A 22062-nucleotide genomic window follows, 5' to 3' on the forward strand; every position below is an offset into this window, starting at 1 on the left:
TCCATGGCACTCGTGGACAACCTCAAGAAGCTGATCGGCCAGGGCAAGAAGGCCGCCGCTCAGAACAGCGACAAGATCGAGAAGGCCGTGGACAAGGCAGCGGACTTCGCCGACAAGAAGACGCAGGGCAAGTACGCCGACAAGATCGACAAGGTCCAGGACGCCGCCAAGAAGGCGATCCCCGAGAAGTAGCAGACCCGCGCGGTAGTCGAGTCGATGGACGGGTGGCTCCTGCTTCTGGTGATCGTCGGGGCCGTCGTCATCGCCGGCTTCGCCAAGCGCCTCGATCTGCAGGTGCCTCTCGTTCTCGTCGCCGTCGGGTCCGTCGCCTCGTTCGTCCCCGGGCTGCCGCGTCCCGCTCTCGAACCGGAACTCCTTCTGGGCGTGATTCTTCCGCCCCTTCTGTACTCGACGGCGTTGAACTTCTCGTTCCGCTCGTTCACCCACAACTTCCGCTCCATCGTCCGGCTCGGCGTCGGTCTCGTCGTGATCACGACCGTCGCGGTGGGGTACTTCTCGTACTGGCTCGTCCCGGAGCTGACGCTGGGTGCCGCGCTGGTCCTCGGCGCCGTGGTCGCGCCGCCGGACGCCGTCGCCGCGGTCGCCGTGGGGCGCAAGCTGGGTCTGCCCGCGCGCATGATGGCGATCCTCACCGGCGAATCGCTCGTCAACGACGCGGCGGCGCTGACCCTGTTCACCATCACCGTCGCCTCCGTCACGGGGAGCCGGGTCGGCATCGACTCGCCTGTGCTGTTCTTCGTCTACGAGGTCGTGGGCGGCGTCGCCGTGGGATACGTGCTCAGCCGACTCGTGCGCTTCGTCCGCAGCCGCATGGCGGACAGCGCGCTGGAGACCGTGCTGGGCATCCTGGTTCCCTTCACCGCCTACCTCGCCGCGGAACAGATCCACGCCTCGGGTGTGCTCGCCGTCGTCACCGCCGGATTCGTGCTCGGTTCGGCGCGCAGCGGTGACGCGATCCCGACGCGCATCCAGGAGCGGCACGTCTGGCCGACGCTCGATCTGCTCCTCGAGACCTTCGTCTTCGCCTACATGGGACTGCAGCTGAAGTTCGTCATCGACGACATCAGCCGCGAGGGGCTGCCCGTCCACCACATCTTTCTGTACGGACTGCTGGTCCTCGCGCTCGTCATGGCGGTGCGTCCGGTGATGCTGTTCGCCGGTTCGGCGCTGCGGCGCGTCTACCACCGGGCTCGGTCCACCGACGACGCGGAGCTGACCTGGCGCCAGAACGTGGTTCTGTCCTGGGCCGGGATGCGGGGAGTGGTGACCCTCGCGGCGGCCGCCGGTGTCCCCTTCACCACCCTCGCGGGCGACGACTTCCCGGGCCGCGGCGTCATCCAGGCCATCGCCTTCACCGTGGCCGTCGGAACCCTGCTGATCCAGGGTGTGACATTGCCGCTGGTGATCCGACGGCTGGACATCTCCGACCCGGACGAGGCCCGGCATCTCGACGAGCAGCGCGCACTCGCTCGACAGATCGCGCGCCGTGCGGTCGAGGAGTCGCTCGACGAGGCGATGACGACGGTCGAGGGAACCGAGGCCGCCGAGGTCGTCGATCGGGTGCGCCGCGTGATGGTGGGCCGACTCCGCACGGAGCAGGACGAGGACGATCAGGAGAAGGCCGCGCGGGCGCGGTCCTCCGGTGCGGTGTTCGATCGGTGGCGGCGCACCGCTCTACGGCGACAACGCGAGGCGTTGCTCGCCGCACGCGACGCGGGCGACCTCGACGACGAGGTTCTCGCCGCGGTTCTGGACGGGCTCGACATCGAGCAGGCCGCCACCGAGACACGGTTGCAGCGATTCATGGCGGAAAGAGGTCGAGAGTGAACGTGTGCAGGATCGGTTCGACACCAGGACTGCGCGGCAGGGTTCCGGTCCTGCTGGGATCGGCACTGGCGGCATCGACGCTGATGTTGTCGGGATGTGCGTCGTCGGATCCCGCGCCCACCCCGGGGAGCGACGCGACCACGGAGGCGGCGCCCGACTCTCCCGCACCGCGATCGCCCGCACCCACCGGCGACGAGCGCGGCTCGCTGGTCGCCGACATACTCCTCGGTCAGGTCGATCAGGCGGTCACGAACCTCGGCGCCACGGCGCACCGCATCACGTACCGCTCGACGTCCGGGGTGGACGGCGGCGGCGTCGATGTCACGGGCACGGTGTTCGTCCCGGCCGGCACACCTCCCGAGGGGGGCTGGCCGGTCGTGTCCGTCGGGCACGGTACGACGGGTGTGACCGACGAGTGCGCACCGTCCCTCTATCCCAACCTGCTCGGCTCCATCGGTCTGGTGACGCCGATGCTCGAACGCGGCGCCGTCGTCGCGGTGACGGACTACCAGGGCCTGGGAACCGACGATCCGCATCCGTACCTGAACGCCCCGTCGGCCGGCCACGACATCATCGACGCGGTCCGTGCAGCGCGGAACGTGGCGCCCGGCAGCGGAACTCGCTGGGCGGCGCTGGGCGTCTCGCAGGGTGGGCAGGCCACCTGGGCCGCCGCCGAGATGGCCTCGGAGTACGGCGACGGGCTCGAGTTCCTGGGATCGGCCAACCTGTCCCCGGCCGCGGACATCAGCCCGATCGCGCCGGAGTCCGGACTGGGGCAGCTCACGTTGCCGCAGAAGGCGATCATGCCGTTCGTCGTCGAGGGCTTCCTGGTGGACCATCCGGAGTACACCGACGCGGACTTCCTCAGCGGCGGGTTGCTGGAGAACAAGGACGTTCTGTTGGCCTGCACGGGACCCCTGGCCGCCGGGAAGTTGACGGCCGCGGGATCCATCGGACCGGACGACGTGCGCCCCAGCTCGCCGGAGGCGTACGCCGCCATTCGAGAGTGGTTGTCGGACAACGCCCTGCCGCAGGGACGGGCCGCGGCGCCGATGATGGTACTGGTCGGCTCGCGGGACGATCTCATTCTGCCGCAGTGGACCGAGGAGGCGTCCCGCCGGGCGTGCGCGCAGGGCGACGTCATCGACTACCGGGTCCGGGCGGACCAGGGCCACGCCGACTCGGCCGCCAACATCGAGGGCATCGACTGGATCACCCAGCGGTTCGCGGGAACCGGGCAACCGACGAACACGTGTGATCAGGTGCCGTGACAGCCACCACGGCGGTCGTCCTGCTGGTGATGGCCGCGGTCGTCGCCGGTGCGGTCGTCGTCATCACGCGCCGCGGGACGCGCCCGCTGACCACGCCCACCGAACGCGCGGTGCACGCCGCGCTGCACACCGCGTCGCTCGCGGCACGCCCGTTGCGGCGGGGCCTCGACGCCGCGTCCGCCTCGGAGGCGGCGCCGCACCTGCGCACGCTGACCGGCGCCGCCGCCGTCGTCCTGGCAGGACCGGACGGGACGGTGCTCGGCCACGACGGTCCCGTCGACGGGACCCTGGACGAGTTTCCCGTGGTCGCCCGCCGCGCCGTGGACACCGAGCGTCGGGTGCTGCTGCGTACCGCCGCGACCGCGGACGCTCCGGCACGCTCGGTGGTGGTGCAGCCGGTCCTCACCGAGGGCGCCGGCGTGGTCTGCGTGCTGGGCGTCGTCACGCTGGGGGAACCCGGTCCCGGTCTTCTCGGGGCCTGCACCGAGGTGGCGCGGTACGTCGGCGAGCAGGTCGAGCTGGCCGAACTCGACGCGAGCAGAGCACGTCTCGACCGGGCCGAGGTCCGGGCGCTGCGCGCCCAGATCAGCCCGCACTTCATCTACAACGCCCTGACGACCATCGCGTCGTTCGTGCGGACCGATCCCGACCGTGCGCGCGAGCTGGTCCTCGAGTTCGCCGACTTCACGCGCTACTCGTTCCGCACGGCGGGGGAGTTCACGGTTCTGTCCGACGAGCTCCGCAACATCGATCGGTACCTCACGCTCGAGCGCGCACGTTTCGGTGACTCCCTCGACGTGACGGTGCAGATCGCTCCCGAGGTGCTGGGAGTGGTGTTGCCGTTCCTGGCGCTGCAGCCCCTCGTCGAGAACGCCGTGCGTCACGGCGTCGCCGGTCGGGGACGCGGCCGCATCACCGTGATCGCGGCGGACGCGGGCACGGACGCGGCCATCAGCATCGAGGACGACGGTGTCGGCATGGATCCGGAACTGCTGCGCTCCGGCGACCTGGGATCGGAGGAGGGGGTGCATGTCGGGCTCGCCAACGTCGACGACCGGTTGCGCGCCGCCTTCGGCAACGACTACGGCCTGGTGGTGGAGACCGCGCCGGACGCCGGCACCAAGGTGAGTATGCGGATCCCGAAATTTCGGGCAGGCATCCGGCCCTGACGTGCGCACGCGACATGGCACGATGAAGACGCCATGAGCCGCACCCCTGCCACCGAGGCGACCACGCCCCCCGCTGCCGACCGGCCTCTGCGGCTGCTCGCCGTGGACGACGAGCGGCCGGCCCTGGACGAGCTCGTCTACCTGCTGCGCCGCCACCCGTCGGTCGGATCGGTCGAGGGGGCGAGCGACGCCACCACGGCGCTGCGCATCCTGCGCGACGCGCCGGTCGACGGTGTCTTCCTCGACATCGACATGCCCGGACTCGACGGCATGGAACTCGCCGGAGTGCTGAGCAACTTCGCCGCACCGCCGGCGGTCGTCTTCGTGACCGCCCACGACGATCGTGCCGTCGCCGCCTTCGAGATCGGGGCCGTCGACTACCTCCTCAAGCCGATCCGTGACCAGCGCCTGTCCGACGCGGTCCGCCGCGTCGTCGACAAGCGGTCCGGCGCGGTGCCGGGTTCCGCGGGGCGCAGCGACCAGGACGACGTGATCCCGGTCGAGCTCGGCGGTGTGACGACGATGGTGCCGCGGTCCACCGTCGTCTGGGTGGAGGCCGAGGGCGACTACGCCCGGCTGCACACGACGACCGGCACTCACCTGGTGCGGATCGCCCTCTCGGCGCTGGAGTCCCGCTGGGCCGACCACGGATTCCTGCGCGTCCATCGGTCCTACCTCGTGTCCGTCGGTCAGGTCGGGGGGACCCGCACCGTCGGGTCCGGACTGGTGGTCTGCCTTCGCGGCACGGGCGCCTGCCCACCCGTCGAGCTCCCGGTGAGCCGTCGCCACACCCGCGAACTTCGCGATCGGCTCGTCCGCGGCCCACGAGCGGCACTCGCCGGACAGCACCGTTCCTGAGATGGCGGCGCAGCGAGAGAAGGTGGTGCTGGCCCAGCGCCGGGGCGCGCGCATCGTGCGCACCCGGGTGGAGGTCCAGGAGCAGACCGAGGTGGGCGAGGCCATGATCAACGGCCTGGTCCGCGCACAGTTGGCGCTCGCGGTGCGCACCGCGGCCGTCGTGGTCCTGATCCTCGGCACGATCCCGCTGGTGTGGGTGTTCGCGCCGGCCGCGGGTACCGCACGCATCGCCGGCATAGGGGTCCCGTGGTGGGCGCTCGCCGTCGCCGCGTACCCGGTCCTGCTGGTCGCCGGGTACCTCTTCGTCCGTTCGGCCGAGCGCAACGAGCAGGAGTTCACCGAACTGGTGGAGGACTGATGGCCGGCGCTCTCACGTCCGGCACGCGCTGATGGTGTCCGTCCCCACGGTGCTCGCCGTCATCTTCTCGGCGGTGGCCACGGTCGCGGTGGGCGCCTACGGAGTCCGGTTGGCGCGCACCACCTCCGACTTCCTCGTCGCCTCCCGGAGCGTGGGTCCGCGGTGGAATGCCGCCGCTGTGTCCGGTGAGTACCTCTCGGCCGCATCGTTTCTCGGGGTCGCGGGCCTGATCGCCAAGTACGGTGCCGATGCACTGTGGTATCCGGTGGGCTTCACGGCCGGTTATCTCGGGCTGTTGCTGTTCGTCTCGGCGCCGCTGCGACGGTCCGGCGCGTACACGGTGCCGGACTTCGCCGAGTTCCGCCTCGGTTCGGCGCGGCTCCGCACGTTGGCCATGCTGGTGGTCGCCGGGGTGTGCGCGCTGTACCTCGTCCCGCAGCTGCAGGGCGCCGGGCTCACGCTCAACATCCTTCTCGGCGTTCCCAGTTGGGTCGGCGCGGCCGTCATCGGGGTGATCGTGATCCTCAACGTGGTCGGCGGCGGCATGCGCTCCATCACGTTCGTCCAGGCGTTCCAGTACTGGCTCAAGCTGACGGCCGTCGCGGTACCGGCGCTGGTGCTCGCGGTGCACTTCGCGGCCGATCCGCGCGAGATGGGCACCCCCGCACCGCCGTCCGTGGACACCGCCACGACGGTGGACATCAGTACCGACGTCGTCGTGCAGGTGCAGGAGAACCTCGACGTCGTGGTCCGCGGCACCGTCGACGGCGCCGCGGTGGACGGGCCGACGACACTCGACGCGGGCGATCACACGCTGCAGTCGGGCACGGTGCTCGAACTCGAGGCCGGATCGCCGGTCCCCGTCGTGGCGGGAGCTCCGGTCGAGGGCTCCGACTGGCTCTCGCCCGGCAACGGTTTCGGGGGTCCTTTTCCGCTGTACCAGGTGTACTCGCTGATCCTCGCCACGTTCCTCGGCACGATGGGGCTGCCCCACGTCCTCGTGCGCTTCTACACCAACCCGGACGGGCCGGCCGCTCGCTGGACGGCGCTGACAGTGGTGGGTCTGCTGTCGGTCTTCTACCTGTTCCCGACGGTGCTGGGTGTGTTCGCACGCCTGTACGTTCCCCAGTTGCTGATCACCGGAGCATCCGACGCGGCCGTGCTCCTGCTGCCGTCGGCGGCCATCGACGGGGTGCCGGGGCTGCTGCTCGCCGCACTCGTCGCCGCGGGCGCGATGGCGGCGTTCCTGTCCACGTCGTCAGGACTGCTGGTGACCATCGCCGGAGTGCTCAGCACCGACGTCCTGCGCGGCCGGGTCCGGGATTTCCGGATCGCCGCGATCGTGGCCGGCACCGGCCCGTTGCTGTTGTCGGTCGGGTTGGTGACGCTCGATCTCTCCCGCACGGTCGGGCTCGTGTTCGCCGTCGCGGCGTCGACGCTGTGTCCGCTGCTGGTGCTCGGCATCTGGTGGCGCGGTCTCACCGCGGCCGGGGCCGCCGCGGGGCTGATCGTCGGCGGCGGGGTCTCCACGGCCGCCGCGTCCCTCGCCGTGCTCGGCGGGGTCTCCGACCAGCTCCTCGGTGGGTGGGCCGCGGCGATCGTCGGCTACCCGGCGGCGGTCAGTGTTCCCCTCGCGTTCGCCGTCATGGTGACGGTGTCGCTGGCGACTCGGTCCTCGATTCCGCTGGACATCGGCCGCATCATGTCGGCCATGCACGCACCCGAACGCCTCGGTCTGGGCGTGGAGCGACTGCGCAAGCAGTAACCGTTCGTCCCTCTCCGCCGACCGTTCGGCGCACGGGCGCGCTGCTCGGCGTGTGATCGGCGCCACCCCGTATCGGTGTGATGGTGGTCTCACTACCGTCATCCGAGTATCTCCCGACACGTAGGAGCACCCGTGACCACCGCACAACCCCCTTCGGGCGCACACCCCGAACCCCGGACCCCGTCCCCCCAGGACTTCGTCGACATGCAGGCCACGCCCGAGTTCCAGGAACTCAAGAAGCGCCTGCGCGGCTTCGTCTTCCCCATGGCAGCCTTCTTCCTCATCTGGTACGCGGTGTACGTGCTGCTCGGGGCCTACGCCCACGACTTCATGGCCACCACCGTGTTCGGCAACATCAACGTCGGCCTGCTGCTCGGGCTCGCCCAGTTCGTCACGACGTTCGCGATCACCGGTATCTACGTGAAGTTCGCCAATCGTGAGCTCGACCCCCGCGCCGCGAAGATTCGCGAAGAACTCGAAGGACCCCTGACATGAGCTTCCTCGCGCAAGCCGCCCAGGCCGAGACCGTCGGCAGCCCTCTGATCAACATCTCGATCTTCGGCGTCTTCGTCCTGGTGACGATGGCCGTGGTGATCAAGGCCAGCAAGAAGAACGCCACCTCGGCGGAGTTCTTCACCGCGGGCGGCGGGTTCTCCGGCCCGCAGAACGGTGTCGCCATCGCCGGCGACTACCTCTCGGCAGCAAGCTTCCTCGGCATCGCCGGAGCCATCGCCGTCTACGGCTACGACGGCTTCCTCTACTCCATCGGCTTCCTGGTGGCGTGGCTCGTCGCGCTGCTGCTGGTCGCCGAGATGCTCAGGAACACCGGCAAGTTCACGATGGCCGACGTGCTGAGCTTCCGGCTCAAGCAGGGCCCGGTACGCACCGCGGCCGCACTGTCGACCCTCACCGTGTCGTTCTTCTACCTGTTGGCCCAGATGGCCGGCGCCGGCGGCCTCGTCGCGCTGCTGCTCGACATCTCCGACCGCACCGGTCAGTCCATCGTCATCGCCGTCGTCGGCATCCTGATGATCGTCTACGTCCTCGTCGGCGGCATGAAGGGCACCACCTGGGTGCAGATCATCAAGGCCGCGTTGCTCATCGCGGGTGCCGGCCTGATGACCGTCATGGTGCTGGCCAAGTTCGGCTTCAACCTGTCCGAGATCCTCGGCAGTGCGCAGTCCATGGTCAGTGACTCCGCTGCGGAAACCGTTGCAGCACGCGATGTCCTGGCTCCCGGTGCCCAGTACGGCGGCTCGGCCACCTCGCAGCTGAACTTCGTCTCGCTCGGTATCGCCCTAGTGCTCGGTACGGCAGGTCTCCCGCACGTGCTGATGCGCTTCTACACCGTCCCCACCGCCAAGGAAGCTCGTCGGAGCGTCGTGTGGGCCATCGCCCTCATCGGTGCCTTCTACCTCTTCACCCTGGTGCTCGGGTACGGCGCAGCAGCCATCGTCGGCCCGGACCGCATCCTCGCCGCGGCCGGCGGACAGAACTCCGCCGCACCGCTTCTCGCGTTCGAACTCGGCGGCGTGATCCTGCTGGGCATCATCTCGGCAGTGGCGTTCGCGACCATCCTCGCGGTCGTCGCGGGTCTGACGATCACCGCCTCGGCGTCGTTCGCCCACGACATCTACGCCAGCGTGATCAAGAAGGGCCAGGTGGACGACAAGAAGCAGGTCCAGGTCTCCCGGATCACCGCGGTCGTCATCGGTGTCCTCGCCATCGGCGGCGGCATCCTGGCCAACGGTCAGAACATCGCGTTCCTCGTCGCCCTGGCCTTCGCCGTGGCGGCAGCCGCGAACCTGCCGACCATCCTGTACTCGCTGTTCTGGCGTCGCTTCACCACGCGCGGTGCGCTGTGGAGCATGTACGGCGGACTGGGTTCGACGATCCTGCTCATCATCTTCTCCCCGGCCGTGTCCGGCTCGGCGACGTCGATGATCAAGGGCTCGGACTTCGCGTGGTTCCCGCTGTCCAACCCCGGCATCGTCTCGATCCCGCTCGCCTTCATCCTGGGCATCGTCGGAACGTTGACGTCGAAGGACAACGAGAGCACCGACAAGGCAGCCGAGATGGAGGTGCGGTCCATGACGGGCGTCGGCGCCGAGAAGGCATCCGCTCACTGACATCTCGACCACAGTCCGATCGCGATGCGGGCCACTACGAGCACACCCACCGGCTAGTCTGACGCGGTGGCGAAACTTGAAGTGGTCCGCATCGTTCCTCTGTCCGCGGAGGATGCCTGGAACGGCGCATCCGATCTGACGCGGTACGAGGAGTGGCTCAGCATTCACGACGGGTGGCGCGGCGACCTGCCCGCCGAACTGTCCGAGGGTACGCAGATGGCGTCCGTGGTGTCGGTCAAGGGCATGCGGAACCGGGTGCAGTGGACCGTGAAGAAGTACTCCCCGCCGCGCGAGCTCGAGCTGAAGGGCGCGGGCAAGGGCGGGGTCAAGGTCTCGCTGAAGCTCACCGTCGCGGAGAAGAAGGACGGCAGCGAGCTGAAGATGACGATCGATCTCGGCGGCGCGCCGCTGTTCGGTCCCGTCGGATCCGGTGTGGCCCGGGCGCTGAAGGGCGACATCGAGAAGTCGGTCGACACGTTCGTCGCCGTCTTCTCCTGAGCGTCAGGACAGTACGACGCCCGTCGCACACGCGGCGATCACCAGCACCAGGGCGACCGCGTCGGATCCGTGCGGGCGCCGTCGGCCCGACGTGATGCTGCCGCTGCCGCCGCGCACCGCGATCGCCTCGCCCATGTCGGCCGACCGCCGGATGGCCACCGACATGATGGCGGCCATGATGTCGATGAGGAACGTGTCCTGCGTCTTGCCGCTGCGCGTGCTCTTGCGGGGTCGGAGCTTGCGTGCTGCCACCAGCGTGTAGACGTCGTCGACCAACATCGGCAGCGACCGCAGCAGCAGAGCCATCGAGACGGCCCACTCGTCCACGGGCGCACCGACTCTGCGCAGCGGCGACAGCAGTGTGGCGATGGCCGGTGCGATGTCCGCCATCGACGTCGTCCAGGCCACGGTGAGCGTCGCCCACAGCAGCACGACACCGAACAGGATGCCGCGGAAGTAGATCCACACGGCGTCGACGCCGACCACCGCGTTCACCGCGGCACCGAACGCGACCAGTCCCCAGAGCCACCACGGCGGAACGGGGATCGCGAACACCGGGACTCGCGCGGCGATCGCCGCGAGCAGCAGGACGACGGACACTGCGGCGAGCATCGGCCAGGTCGGGTAGACCACCAGCGACCCGCCCAGCAGCGTGACCGCCACGAGTTTCGTTCCCGCCCACAGTCGGTGAACGGAGGTCTCCCGCGGAAGTTCGCGGAGCAGTGTGCCTCTCACCGGATCGCTCCTCGTTCGATGGTGTCGTTCGTGGACTCGGGCGCCACGGTGCCGTGGTCGAGCACGACGGTGCGCGAGCGGACGGACGCCAGGGTGTCGACGTCGTGCGAGATGATGACGAGAGTCAGCCCCGTGCGGCGCAGATGGGTGAGCAGGGCCGTGATCTCCCGTCGACCCGGCGGATCGAGTCCGGCGAGTGGTTCGTCGAGCACCAGGACGTCCGGCTTGCCCACCAGCAGTCCTGCCAGCGCCACGCGCCGCATCTGCCCACCACTCAGTTCGTCGACACGCGCGCCCGCGATGCGGCGATCGAGTCCTACCTGGTCGAGTACGCGGCTGACGTCGATGGTGCCCACGTCGGTTCCCCCCGCGGCCTCGATGTCCTCGGACACGGTGCGGCGCTGCAGTTGCAACCGAGCGTGCTGGAACGAGAGCGCGACGGTGCCGACGGACGACGACGTGGCCTTGCCCGAGAGCTCGCACGTGCCCTCGGAGGGCTTCGTCAGGCCCGCCATGATCCAGGCGAGCGTGGACTTGCCGGAACCGTTGCCGCCGATGACGAGCAACCCCTCGCCGCGATGCACCGTGAGGTCGATTCCCTCGAGCGCGCGGGTGGCCCACGGACCGCGCCGGTCGTACACGTGTCCGACGCCGCGCAGCACCAACATTGGTGGCCCGGGCGACGGAAGCGGATCCGTCCGTAGCGGAGTCGACGACATCCAGTGCGGGTCGTGCATCACCCGGCGACCGCGATGCAGCCGTACGACGTCGTCGGCCAGCGCGGCCTCGGTCGCGCGGTGGGTGATGAGGACGACGGCCATGCCGTGACGGCGGGGGAGTCGGGCGAGCAGTTCGACGAGATCGCGCTGACCCTCCGGGTCGATCATCGCGGTGGCCTCGTCGGCTACCAGCAGCCGTGGTTCGCGAGCCAGCGCCGCGGCGACGGCGAGGCGCTGCAGCTCGCCGCCGGACAGGCTGCCGGTGTCGCGCAGCCCGTACCCGGCCAGGCCCACTTCGGCGAGCAGGGACTCGACTCGTTCCGGTGTCGGCCGCGCCGCGGCCGGCAGTCCCCACACGACGTCGTCGGCCACGCGGGTGCCGAGGATCTGGGACTCGGGGTGCTGCAGGATCATCGCGGTTCCCCCGATCAGGCCGAGGCCGGTGGAACCCGTCCGCTCGATCCGACCGCCCGTCGGCTCGGTGCCCACCAGGATGCGAGCGAGGGTGGACTTGCCGGATCCGTTGGCGCCGACGACGGCCACGAAACGACCGGGCACGATCTCGAGATCGAGTGGGCCCAGCGCGTCGTCGTGACCGCCCCGGTAGCGGTAGGTCACGCCCGTCAGCCGCACGGGCACGGGGTGCGGTGCGGCCGCGTCGTCGGGGGTGACCACGACGTCGGGCAACTCGCCGCGCGACTCCAGCTCGCCGAGGCGGGACAGGGTGGCGCGCAGCACCCACCACGCGACGACGCCGCTGACGGCCGTGGACATCAGCGCCGAGACGAAGACGAGCACCCACCAGTACCCCAGGGCGAAGGAGGCGTAGTCGGCCACGGCGGTGGCGACGTCCTCGGCGGGTGCGATCCTGCCGACGATGTCCGCGCTGCCGCGGATCGAGTTGTCGAGCACGGTGAGGAACAGCTCGCGCAGACCACTGAGAATCAGCAGCATCAGCACGGAGAGTGCGCCCACCACGGCGCCGGTGAGCAGCGAGAGGGTGAGCACCGACGCGAACCCACGTCCGCGTCGGACGCTCACTCCGACGATGCCGGCCAGAACGCCGGAGATCGTCATGGTCAGCGCGGTGCCGAACCCGCCGGCGACGAACGACACGAGCATGCCGGCGGTGCCGGCGACGGCCAGTGCCCGCAGGCGGTGGCGGTGGGCGATGACGGCCAACGGGACGATGGCGACGATCTGCAGCGCACCCGCCACGGGGATGAGGGCGCCGATCACCGAGAACGCGACGGCGAGGGCGGTCATCACCGATCCGGTCGCGAGTTCGTCCGGGTGTAGCGTCTTCGTACCGCGACCTGTGGCCGTCCTGGATCTCACCCCTCGAGTGTGCCACCGGCGTGTCCGGTTCCCGTTCCGACGGAGATCCGCGGAACGAGAAAGTGAGCCATGACGTCCGACTCCGACGCCGCCGTGCAGATCACGCGCCCGAGACGCGTGCACCGGGCCTGGATCGTCGCCGCAGTGGCGTTCCTCGCACTCCTCGGGGCCGCAGGTTTCCGCGCCGCTCCGTCGGTGCTGATGGTGCCGATCACCGACGAGTTCGGCTGGTCCCGCGGAGTGCTGTCCGCGGCGGTGGGCATCAACCTGCTGCTGTTCGGGCTGACCGCCCCGTTCGCGGCGGCATTGATGGACCGCTTCGGCATCCGGACGGTGACGTCCGTCGCCCTCACTGTCGTGGCGCTGGGCAGCGCCCTCACCGTGTTCGTCACCGCGCCGTGGCAGATTCTGCTGACGTGGGGACTGCTCATCGGCCTGGGTACCGGATCGATGGCACTCGTCTTCGCCGCCATGGTCACCGACCGCTGGTTCGTGCGGCGGCGCGGGCTCGTGTCCGGAATTCTCACGGCCGGGTCCGCGACCGGTCAGCTCATCTTCCTGCCCGTGGTCGCCGCGCTCGCCGACAGCTCGGGATGGCGGACGGCGTCACTCGTCGTCGCGGGCGGCGCGCTGGCCGTGGTGCCGTTCGTCCTGCTGTTCCTGCGGAACTCCCCGGAGGATGTCGGGGAGCTGCCGTACGGAGCGACCGAGCCGCCCGCCCCGGTGCTCGTCACGGGGAATCCCGCGATGCGGGCGATCCGAGCACTGCGGGACGCGTCGTCCGTGCGGACGTTCTGGGCGTTGATGGTGGGCTTCGCGATCTGCGGCGCCACCACGAACGGTCTGGTGGGGGTGCACTTCATCCCGTCCGCGCACGACCACGGCATGCCGCAGACCACGGCCGCGGGGCTGCTGGCCGTGGTGGGGATCTTCGACATCGTGGGCACCATCGCGTCGGGCTGGCTCACCGACCGGGTGGATCCGAGACTGCTGCTGGGTGCGTACTACGCCTTCCGCGGCGTCGCCCTGCTGTTCCTGCCGGCGCTGCTGTCGGACGCCCTGCACCCGTCGATCGTGGTGTTCATCGTCGTCTACGGGCTCGACTGGGTCGCCACGGTGCCGCCCACGATCGCTCTGTGCCGCGAGGTGTTCGGCACGCAGGGGCCGCTGGTGTTCGGCTGGGTGTTCGCATCCCACCAGGTGGGCGCGGGCATCGCGTCCGTGGTGGCGGGGGTCGTGCGCGATGCCACCGGTGAGTACACCGCCGCCTGGTTCGGCGCAGCTGGTCTCTGCGTCGTGGCGGCGGTGCTCAGCGTGGGGATCGCTCGGCGATCAGCCCCGGTAACCGGCTGATTCGCTGCGCGCGGTGGTGGGGCGACGACGTCGACCCGAGCCCGCATTGGAGTTGCCGGCATGACCGCCGCGGGTGGAGCGTCCGCGTCCGGGCTGCTGCTGCTTCGGAGCCGGTGCGGCCTCCTTGGGAGCGGGCTTGACGTAGGCCGCGACGTCGCCGACCAGATCCTGGACGGCCGGTGAGTCGACGGTGACGCGCTGCGGCGCCGCGTCGATCTTGGCCTTGCGCATCAGAACCGACAGGTCGCGACGCTGCTCCGGCAGGACGACGGTGACGACGTCGCCGGCGCTGCCCGCACGGGCAGTACGGCCACTGCGGTGCAGGTAGGCCTTGTGCTCGGCGGGCGGATCGACGTGGACGACCAGCTCGACGTTGTCGACGTGCACGCCGCGAGCCGCGACGTCGGTGGCCACGAGCACACGCGCATCGCCGTTGGAGAACGCAGCGAGGTTGCGGTCACGAGCTGCCTGCGACAGGTTGCCGTGCAGGTCGACGGACGGGATGCCGGCCTCGGTGAGCTGACGCGCCAGCTTGCGAGCCTGGTGCTTGGTGCGCATGAAGAGGATGCGGCGACCCTCACCGGAGGCGAGGCGCTGAACCAGCGCCTTTTTGCCGTCGACGCCGCCCACCTCGAAGATGTGGTGGGTCATCGCGGCGACGGGGGAGTTCTCCTCGTCGACCGAGTGCTGCACCGGGTCGGTGAGGAACTGCTTGACCAGCTTGTCGACGCCGTTGTCCAGCGTCGCCGAGAACAGCATGCGCTGTCCGTGCGAGGGCGTGGCCTTCATGATGCGCGTGACGCCGGGCAGGAAACCCAGGTCCGCCATGTGGTCGGCCTCGTCGAGCACGGTGATCTCGATGTCGTCCAGCGTCACCAGACGCTGCTTCATCAGGTCCTCGAGGCGGCCGGGGCACGCGACGACGATGTCGACGCCGCGGTTCAGCGCCGTGACCTGACGGGCCTGGGAGACGCCGCCGAAGATCGTGGTGACACGCAGGTTCGACGCCATGGTGAGCGGCTCGAGGGCGGCAGCGATCTGGGTGGCCAGCTCACGAGTGGGGGCGAGGATCAGACCACGCGGGCGGTTGGGCTTGCGCACGCCCGAGAAGGTCTCGCCGAGACGGGACACCATGGGGATGGAGAACGCGAGAGTCTTTCCGCTGCCGGTCTTTCCGCGTCCGAGGACGTCGCGACCCTTCAGCGTGTCGGGCAGAGTGTCCGCCTGGATGGGGAACGGTGACGCGATGCCGGCAGCTGTGAGAGCGCGGACGAGACGGTCACTGACGCCGAGGTCGGCGAAGGAGGGAGAAGTCATGAAGAGTTCGAGTGCCTTTCGGGCATCTGAGCACTCCTGTGGCGGAGCGCAGAATGGCGAGACTGCCGGTGGGCAGTTCCGATCGCCGTAAGAAAAATTCGTGCTGATTCCACGACGTACGCCGCGCACAGTGGCGCAGCAGCGTGACCCAGTGTAGCCGGTCCGTCGCTGTGACCGCCGTCTCGCAGCGCGCGGGGTGGGTGCTGTGCGCGTTCCGGTGGTGGAGTTGTTGTGGTGGAACGGGATCGGCGTGATGTGCACACCCCTTGTCGTGGGCGCGCACCCCTTCCCGCAGGCCGCAGTGGGTGTGCGCTTCACGGAACCGGTGTGCGGTCTGCGTGTGGGGTGGGTGCTGCGCTGGTTCGCGTGTGCACACCCCTTGTCGTGGGAGCGCACCCCTTCCCGCGGGCTGCAGTGGGTGTGCGCTTGACGGAACCGGTGTGCGGTCCGACAGATGGGTTACCGTGCTGCGCTGGTTCGCGTGTGCACACCCCTTGTCGTGGGCGCGCACCCCTTCCCGCAGGCTGCAGCGGGTGTGCGCTTCACGGAACCGGTGTGCACTCCGGCGAATGGGTCAGGCAGTGAACGCCGCGCTCTGCGACCGCACGAGATCGACCAGTGTCTGCAGCGGAATCGTCAGGTCCAGTAGGTGCAGCCCCCAGGTCGCGTTCGGCAGCGTCGGCAGTGCCGCAGCTCCCGGTCCGTCGATCATGAGCACGTTGTCACTGTCGCACTGCGCGGTGAGGTTCGGCAGCGGACCCAGTACCGGCGTCCTGGCATTCGCCCCGAGCGAGGCCGGGTTGGTGCAGAGGATGCCGTCGCCGCCGTAGCGGGAGTCGGGCGGGGGAGTACGCGAGAACGTGGAATACGCGACCACGCAACCGGTCTCGGTCACATCCGTGCACGGAGCGACGGTGGTGAAGTCCGACGTCCGCACCGAGATGCCGGGAATGATGGCGGACACCAGCACGTCTCGGGCCGCGGGATCCGGTTCGATGCGGTTCTGCAGGAGCGTACGCAGCATGCGAGACCCCTGCGAGTGGCCGAGCAGCACGACACCACGGTTGGAGTCCCGCTGCGCGAGGAAATCGGTCCAGGCTCGATCGATGTCCACGTAGGCCTCGGCGAGTGCGGCGTCGCGTGCGGGACCGTCGGCCGTGGCGAGGCTCAGCAGCGTGGCCTGACGGTAGACCGGAGCCCAGACGTTGCACACGGAGCCGAACGGGCGAGCTTGCGCTGCCGCAGCGAAGGCGAGTTCGGGAGAGGCGTCGAGGTTCGCGGACTGAGCCGGCTGCAGGGAGGCTGTCGGGTAGACGTAGAAGCAGTCGACGGGGGCGTCGGTACCGCCACCACACGGGTTCGCGCTACCGGGGCGACAGAGCCAGGTGGTGGACGGTGCCGCCGACGCGGTCGGGACAGACAGGAAGAGGGAGCCGATCAGGGCTGCCACCAGGAGAAGCGCACGCGTCATGGCTGGACTGTAGCGGGGCTTTCGGTGCCCTCGGCAGGATTCGAACCTGCGACCTACCCTTTAGGAGAGGGTTGCTCTATCCCCTGAGCTACGAGGGCCGACCCGGTGAGAGCCGGGCTGACGCTCAGCACTCTACCGGGTCGACATGTCTGTCAGGCGCTGGGCGAGATGGCTTCCAGCTTGCGTGCCACCAGTGCGGCCTGCAGGTGTCGCATTCCGGACGGGCGCGTGGGATCGAACCCCGTGAGGTGCGCGATCCGCTTGAGGCGGTAGTCGACCGTGTTGGTGTGCAGGTGCAGCTGACGCGCCGACCGCTGACGGTTGAGGTCGTGGTTGATGTGGATCTCGAGGGTCTCGAGCAGCTCGGGCGAGTTGTCCAACGGGACGAGAACGCGCGAGAGGTACGCCCGGCCGGGGCCGGGGCGGGTGAGCTGGTACTCGAGAACCAGGTCGGTCATGCGGTAGACACCGGCGGGCCGACGAAGCTGCTGGGCGAGGTCGAGGAGCTCGTGCACCTGATCCGAGGCGGCCGGCACGTCGTTGACGGAACTGGTGGCGACGGTGGCGGTGACCGCGGTCTCGGCGGCGACGGACATGCGCTGCACGAGAGTGGCGACCCATTCGTCGTCGCGCTCGCCGGGAACGAGGATGGTGCCACCCTCGGCGGACAGCATCGACAGCGGAGAGCGATCGCACACGAGGGCCAGCTCGGCCTGCACGCGGCGCAGCTTGCGACGGGCGGTGACCGCGCGGGGCAGGGCGGGGTTGGACTCGTCGGGGTGCGCGGCGATGGAGACGGCCAGCACCGTGAACGAGTCGGCGAGCTCGATGCCCGACTGGCGGGCCACCGAACGCGCGTTGTGGCCACTGAGCAGTGCGGTGACGACGGTGTGCGCCGCGGTGTGGTGCTCACTCGCGACGGCCTGCAGTTCGTCGACGTAGCTGGCCGACGCGGCCGTCGAGATGCGCTCCGACAGGGCGACGAACGCCTTCGCGACAGCCTTGAGGTTGCCCGTCGCGCGCTCGGACACCAGGTCCCAGCCGATCTGGATGCCCTCGTGATAGACGCCGAGAACGGCGCGGAGCGGAACACCCTCACGGGCCCACTGCGCCGCGCGGCCACCGAGCTCGGCGATGTCCTCGTCCGAGGTGGTCGGTGCGTCGCCGACGCCGACGGCCATCGACAGGCAGGACACCGTCAGTTCCGTGACGTCCGCCCGAAGGGTCGCGCCGAGTGTCGACGTGCGGGTGGCCGCGGCCGGCTGACCCACCGTCCGACGAGCGACGTTCTCGAGGTCACGTGGCGGCACGCCGGTACGGCCTGCCACCATGAGTCCGGTGGTGCTCTTCTCCACCGCAGCCGCCTGGGACGACTGCGTGTTCTCGACACTCACGTAACTAGTTCCTTCCGGTCGGCGAGCCGTACATCCACTCCGTGTCATGTGGCGGTTTCCCTCCACGTCGACGGTCGACTGGCTCGTCAGTCGCACAAAAACGGGGCGCAAGTTCAGATTGTAGGGCAATAAAAGTTCATATGTGTAGTTTCGTCCCGCGTTTTCTCACGGCGCTGTGACCCGAGCCAGGCGGAATCGGACCGTCCTGCGACTCGTCCCAACATCGACGCAAGGCGGCGGTGGCGCGATCGGACCCGCCCTAGCGTCAGCTCTCGTCGGCCGGCCAGGTCGACGGAACACGACGCGTCACGGGGGAATCTCATGCCACAGGTGCTGTCACAGATCGAGCTGCTGCGCGAACTGCAGCCGGTAGCGGAAACCAATCTCGAACGCCATCTGACGCTGGCGAAGCCGTGGAACCCCCACGACTACATCCCGTGGAGCGACGGCAAGAACTTCGCGATGCTGGGCGGCCAGGACTGGTCGCCGGAGCAGTCGTCGCTGTCCAAGGTCGCCAAGGCGGCCATGGTCACCAACCTGCTGACCGAGGACAACCTGCCCTCCTACCACCGCGGACTCGCCGAGAACTTTTCGATGGACGGGGCCTGGGGAACCTGGGTCGGCCGCTGGACCGCGGAGGAGAACCGCCACGGCATCGCGATGCGCGACTACCTCGTCGTCACCCGGAGTGTCGATCCCGTCGCGCTCGAGCAGGCACGGATGGAGCACATGACGGTGGGCATCGACTCGCCTATGGAGGGCGCCAACCTGCTGCACGGCGTCGCCTACGTGACGTTCCAGGAGCTGGCCACCCGGGTGTCGCACCGCAACACCGGCAGGGCCTGCAACGATCCGATCGCCGACGCACTGCTCGCCCGCATCGCGGCCGACGAGAACCTGCACATGATCTTCTACCGCAACATGTGCTCGGCGGCCATCGAGCTGGCGCCGGACCAGACGATGAAGGCGATCGCCGACGTCGTCATGAACTTCCAGATGCCCGGGCTCAACCAGCCGGACTTCCGTCGCAACGCCGTCCTCATCGCGAAGTACGGCATCTACGACCTGCGCCAGCACCTCGACGAGGTCATCATGCCGGTGCTGCGCAAGTGGGACATCTTCGAGCGCACCGACTTCGGACCCGAGGGCGAGAAGCTGCGCGAGATGGTGGCCGACTACCTGGCCGACCTCGAGAAGCAGGCGGTGCGCTTCGAGGAGTCGCGCGACCGAGCGCTGGCCCGCGACCGCGAGCGCGGCGAAGCCATCGCCGTCTGACCGATCCAACGACCGTCTTCGATCGACCGGCCTCCGGCCTGCCCGCCTCCAACCGACCGGCCTCCGGCCTGCCCGCCTCCAACCGACCGGCCTCCGGCCTGCCCGCCTCCAACCGACCGGCCTCCGGCCTGCCCGTCCTACATCGCGACGGTCAGCAGGAACGCGACGTCCTCGACGGCCTCCACACTGTGGCGGGCGTCGGGGACGACGAGGAGATCGCCCGCGGAACCTTTCCAGGATCGCTCACCGCTCACCAGTTGCAACTGGCCGCTGAGGACCAGGACCGTGGACTCCCCGTTCAGATCGTGCTCGGCCAGCGAGTTGCCCGCGGCCAGGCCGACGACGGTCTGCCGCAGGCTGCGCTGATGTCCGCCGTAGACGGTGTGCGAACTCCGTCCGCTGGACGCGGTCTTCGCCAGTTTCAGCTGTTGCCGAGCGAGCGCGGTCAGCGATTTCTTGTCCATGCGTCGTATTGTCCCGCTCACCGGCCCCCGGCGCGGCGAATCAGCGCGTGAAGCGCACGAATCGATAGCGAACATCGGATGCGCTGCTCGTCTGCCAGGCACCCTCGGTCCGCGTGAACGATGCCGGTACCTCGGGGGCCACCGTGTCACCGCCGGGGACGTCCAGATCGATCTCGGTCATCTCGACGACATCGGCGTGCGGCAGGGCGAGCCGGTAGATTTCCGCGCCACCGATGATCCACGTGTCGTGGCCGCCGAGCAGCGCCTCGTCCATCGTGGCGGCACGTGCGGCACCCTCCGCGGACCAGGACGCGTCACGGCTGAGCACGATGTTCGTCCGGCCCGGCAGAGGGCGGAACCGTGTGGGCAACGAGTCCCAGGTGCGCCGTCCCATGACGACACGGCTCGTTCCCGTGACCTCCCGGAAGTGCGCCATGTCCTCGGGCACCCGCCACGGGATCGTGCCGTCCTTGCCGATGACGCCGCCGTGCGCCTGCGCCCACACCAACCCGATCGTCATACCGCGACGGGCGCCTTGATCGCCGGATGGTGCTGGTAGTCGACGATCTCGATGTCGTCGAACGCGTAGTCGAAGATCGAGTCACGCGGGGCGAGCCGCAGCGTGGGGGCGGGGAACGCGTCTCGCGTCAACTGTTCGCGCACCTGGTCGACGTGATTGTCGTAGATGTGGCAATCGCCGCCGGTCCACACGAAGTCGCCCACCTCGAGACCGGTCTGCGCGGCGACCATGTGCGTGAGCAGGGCGTAGCTCGCGATGTTGAACGGCACGCCGAGGAACATGTCGGCGCTGCGCTGGTACAGCTGGCACGACAGCTTTCCGTCGGCGACGTAGAACTGGAAGAAGGCGTGGCACGGAGCCAGGGCCATGTCGGGGATCTCCGCGACGTTCCAGGCCGAGACGATCATGCGTCGGGAATCGGGGTCGCGGCGGATGGTGTCGATCACCTGCGAGATCTGGTCGATGTGGTCGCCCGACGGCGTGGGCCACGAGCGCCACTGCACTCCGTAGACCGGCCCCAGGTCGCCCTTCTCGTCGGCCCACTCGTCCCAGATGGTGACGCCGTTCTCGCGCAGGTAGGCGACGTTGGACTCGCCCCGCAGGAACCACAGCAACTCGTGCACGATCGACTTGAGATGCACGCGCTTGGTGGTCACCAGCGGGAACCCATCGGACAGATCGAACCGCATCTGGTGGCCGAACAGGCTGGTGGTGCCGGTCCCGGTGCGGTCGGACTTGGGCGTGCCCTCCGCGAGCACGCGGCGGAGCAGATCCTCGTAGGGCGTCGCGACCATGGCTACACCTTAGGCTCAGGCCCATGAGGACCATGCACGTGATCGGTATCGGCGCGGGGGATCCCGACCAGGTGACCGTCGCGGCGATCAAGGCGATGAACACCGTCGATGTCTTCTTCGTCATCGACAAGGGCGCGCAGAAGCAGGAGCTGGTCGACGTCCGCACCCGCATCCTGCGCGAGCACGTGCCGACAGACCATCGCGTGGTCGAGTTCACCGATCCGCCGCGCGACCGTGCGCCGTCGGACTACGACGACGCCGTCGACACCTGGCACGACCTCCGCGCCCGGATGCTCGCCGATCTCGTGGACGCGGAGCCGTCCGAGTCGGTCGGCGCGATGCTGGTGTGGGGCGACCCGTCGCTCTACGACAGCACGTTGCGCGTGGTGGAGCGGGTGCGCGCGGTGCTGCACAGCCCGTTCGAGGTCTCGGTGATCCCGGGTGTCACCAGTCCGTCGGCACTCGCGGCCGCGCACCGCATCGTGATGAACCGAGTGGGGGAGCCTGTGCTCACCACCACCGGGCGTCGGCTTCGCGACGAGGGTCTGCCCGACGGCGTCACGGCGGCCGTGGTGATGCTCGACTCGGACTGCAGCTTCCGGTCACTGCCCGGGTGGCACGTGTGGTGGGGTGCGAACCTGGGCACGCCCGGCGAGGTGACCCTGGCCGGCCCTGTCGACGACATCGGCGACGAGATCGTCGCGCGCCGGGCGGCTCTGCGGGCCGAGGCCGGCTGGGTGATGGACACCTATCTGGTCCATCGACCGTGACTTCCGATTAGGGTCG

At 69.3% G+C, this 22062-nt stretch carries 22 protein-coding genes and 1 tRNA gene; 14 read left to right on the plus strand and 9 right to left on the minus strand.

What is annotated here, in order from left to right; genetic code table 11:
* Window positions 1-3: 3 nt before the first annotated feature.
* The 10 genes from JOE30_RS09665 (at window position 4) to JOE30_RS09710 (ending at window position 9896) form a co-directional block, all read left to right on the plus strand.
* Complete coding sequence (locus JOE30_RS09665; protein WP_042575922.1) at window positions 4-192, plus strand: antitoxin; 189 nt, start codon at window positions 4-6, stop codon at window positions 190-192.
* Between the two features lie 24 nt (window positions 193-216).
* Complete coding sequence (locus JOE30_RS09670) at window positions 217-1848, plus strand: Na+/H+ antiporter (protein WP_204866348.1); 1632 nt, start codon at window positions 217-219, stop codon at window positions 1846-1848.
* An 83-nt stretch (window positions 1849-1931) separates the two neighbouring features.
* The gene (locus JOE30_RS09675; RefSeq protein ID WP_204870202.1) at window positions 1932-3119 is read left to right on the plus strand and encodes a lipase family protein; all 1188 of its coding nucleotides are present in this window, start codon (window positions 1932-1934) and stop codon (window positions 3117-3119) included.
* 29 nt (window positions 3120-3148) lie between these two features.
* On the plus strand, window positions 3149-4288 hold the full coding sequence (locus JOE30_RS09680; protein ID WP_204870201.1) for a sensor histidine kinase: 1140 nt from the start codon (window positions 3149-3151) through the stop codon (window positions 4286-4288).
* Between the two features lie 33 nt (window positions 4289-4321).
* Complete coding sequence (locus JOE30_RS09685) at window positions 4322-5146, plus strand: LytTR family DNA-binding domain-containing protein (RefSeq protein WP_204866350.1); 825 nt, start codon at window positions 4322-4324, stop codon at window positions 5144-5146.
* A 1-nt stretch (window position 5147) separates the two neighbouring features.
* Entirely contained in the window at window positions 5148-5504 is a 357-nt protein-coding gene (locus JOE30_RS09690) for a hypothetical protein (RefSeq protein ID WP_204866351.1), read from the plus strand.
* Between the two features lie 31 nt (window positions 5505-5535).
* Window positions 5536-7269 (plus strand): cation acetate symporter, encoded by a 1734-nt coding sequence (locus JOE30_RS09695; protein ID WP_056446914.1) that lies wholly within the window; start codon window positions 5536-5538, stop codon window positions 7267-7269.
* Between the two features lie 132 nt (window positions 7270-7401).
* Complete coding sequence (locus JOE30_RS09700) at window positions 7402-7764, plus strand: DUF485 domain-containing protein (RefSeq protein WP_371831662.1); 363 nt, start codon at window positions 7402-7404, stop codon at window positions 7762-7764.
* Window positions 7761-9398, plus strand: coding sequence for a cation acetate symporter (locus tag JOE30_RS09705; RefSeq protein WP_204866352.1), 1638 nt, complete (start codon window positions 7761-7763; stop codon window positions 9396-9398). The genes JOE30_RS09700 and JOE30_RS09705 overlap by 4 nt, the downstream gene beginning before the upstream one ends.
* Window positions 9399-9464: 66 nt before the next feature.
* Complete coding sequence (locus JOE30_RS09710; RefSeq protein WP_204866354.1) at window positions 9465-9896, plus strand: SRPBCC family protein; 432 nt, start codon at window positions 9465-9467, stop codon at window positions 9894-9896.
* 3 nt (window positions 9897-9899) lie between these two features.
* On the opposite strand, the gene JOE30_RS09715 is transcribed toward JOE30_RS09710, so the two are convergent.
* Both JOE30_RS09715 and JOE30_RS09720 read right to left on the minus strand, forming a co-directional pair.
* Window positions 9900-10631, minus strand: a complete 732-nt coding sequence (locus JOE30_RS09715) for an energy-coupling factor transporter transmembrane protein EcfT (protein ID WP_204866355.1) — start codon at window positions 10629-10631, stop codon at window positions 9900-9902.
* Window positions 10628-12616, minus strand: coding sequence for an ATP-binding cassette domain-containing protein (locus JOE30_RS09720; RefSeq protein WP_204866357.1), 1989 nt, complete (start codon window positions 12614-12616; stop codon window positions 10628-10630). The genes JOE30_RS09715 and JOE30_RS09720 overlap by 4 nt, the downstream gene beginning before the upstream one ends.
* Before the next feature lie 141 nt (window positions 12617-12757).
* Here JOE30_RS09720 and JOE30_RS09725 point away from each other — a divergent pair, with 141 nt between their 5' ends.
* Window positions 12758-14041, plus strand: a complete 1284-nt coding sequence (locus tag JOE30_RS09725; protein WP_204866359.1) for an MFS transporter — start codon at window positions 12758-12760, stop codon at window positions 14039-14041.
* On the opposite strand, the gene JOE30_RS09730 is transcribed toward JOE30_RS09725, so the two are convergent.
* Window positions 14021-15358: a DEAD/DEAH box helicase gene (locus JOE30_RS09730; protein WP_204866361.1), complete on the minus strand. Its 1338-nt coding sequence runs from the start codon at window positions 15356-15358 to the stop codon at window positions 14021-14023. The two genes, JOE30_RS09725 and JOE30_RS09730, sit on opposite strands and share 21 nt — an antisense overlap.
* 205 nt (window positions 15359-15563) lie before the next feature.
* Between JOE30_RS09730 and JOE30_RS09735 the strand changes: the two genes are divergently transcribed.
* Window positions 15564-15788, plus strand: coding sequence for a hypothetical protein (locus JOE30_RS09735; RefSeq protein WP_204866363.1), 225 nt, complete (start codon window positions 15564-15566; stop codon window positions 15786-15788).
* 144 nt (window positions 15789-15932) lie between these two features.
* Here JOE30_RS09735 and JOE30_RS09740 read toward each other — a convergent pair whose 3' ends face one another.
* From JOE30_RS09740 to JOE30_RS09750, 3 genes are all read right to left on the minus strand, one after another.
* Complete coding sequence (locus JOE30_RS09740; protein WP_204866366.1) at window positions 15933-16829, minus strand: DUF3089 domain-containing protein; 897 nt, start codon at window positions 16827-16829, stop codon at window positions 15933-15935.
* Between the two features lie 25 nt (window positions 16830-16854).
* Window positions 16855-16927 (minus strand) — tRNA-Arg (locus JOE30_RS09745).
* A 54-nt stretch (window positions 16928-16981) separates the two neighbouring features.
* Window positions 16982-18223, minus strand: coding sequence for a helix-turn-helix domain-containing protein (locus tag JOE30_RS09750; protein WP_307806125.1), 1242 nt, complete (start codon window positions 18221-18223; stop codon window positions 16982-16984).
* 321 nt (window positions 18224-18544) lie between these two features.
* Between JOE30_RS09750 and JOE30_RS09755 the strand changes: the two genes are divergently transcribed.
* Window positions 18545-19498 (plus strand): acyl-ACP desaturase, encoded by a 954-nt coding sequence (locus tag JOE30_RS09755; RefSeq protein ID WP_204866368.1) that lies wholly within the window; start codon window positions 18545-18547, stop codon window positions 19496-19498.
* Between the two features lie 137 nt (window positions 19499-19635).
* On the opposite strand, the gene JOE30_RS09760 is transcribed toward JOE30_RS09755, so the two are convergent.
* Genes JOE30_RS09760 through JOE30_RS09770 form a run of 3 tightly spaced genes read right to left on the minus strand, consistent with a single transcriptional unit; the run spans window position 19636 to window position 21276 of the window.
* Window positions 19636-19962 carry a cupin domain-containing protein gene (locus JOE30_RS09760; protein WP_027504173.1) on the minus strand — a complete coding sequence of 109 codons (327 nt, stop codon included), beginning with the start codon at window positions 19960-19962 and terminating at the stop codon, window positions 19636-19638.
* A 40-nt stretch (window positions 19963-20002) separates the two neighbouring features.
* Window positions 20003-20482, minus strand: a complete 480-nt coding sequence (locus JOE30_RS09765; protein WP_204866370.1) for a dihydrofolate reductase — start codon at window positions 20480-20482, stop codon at window positions 20003-20005.
* Complete coding sequence (locus JOE30_RS09770) at window positions 20479-21276, minus strand: thymidylate synthase (protein ID WP_204866371.1); 798 nt, start codon at window positions 21274-21276, stop codon at window positions 20479-20481. The genes JOE30_RS09765 and JOE30_RS09770 overlap by 4 nt, the downstream gene beginning before the upstream one ends.
* Window positions 21277-21299: 23 nt before the next feature.
* On the opposite strand from JOE30_RS09770, the gene cobF reads away from it, so the two are divergent.
* Window positions 21300-22046: a precorrin-6A synthase (deacetylating) gene (gene cobF, locus JOE30_RS09775; protein WP_204866372.1), complete on the plus strand. Its 747-nt coding sequence runs from the start codon at window positions 21300-21302 to the stop codon at window positions 22044-22046.
* Window positions 22047-22062 lie beyond the last annotated feature (16 nt).

Origin of the sequence: Rhodococcus sp. PvP016 (assembly GCF_017832185.1) — a bacterium.
GTDB lineage: Bacteria > Actinomycetota > Actinomycetes > Mycobacteriales > Mycobacteriaceae > Rhodococcoides.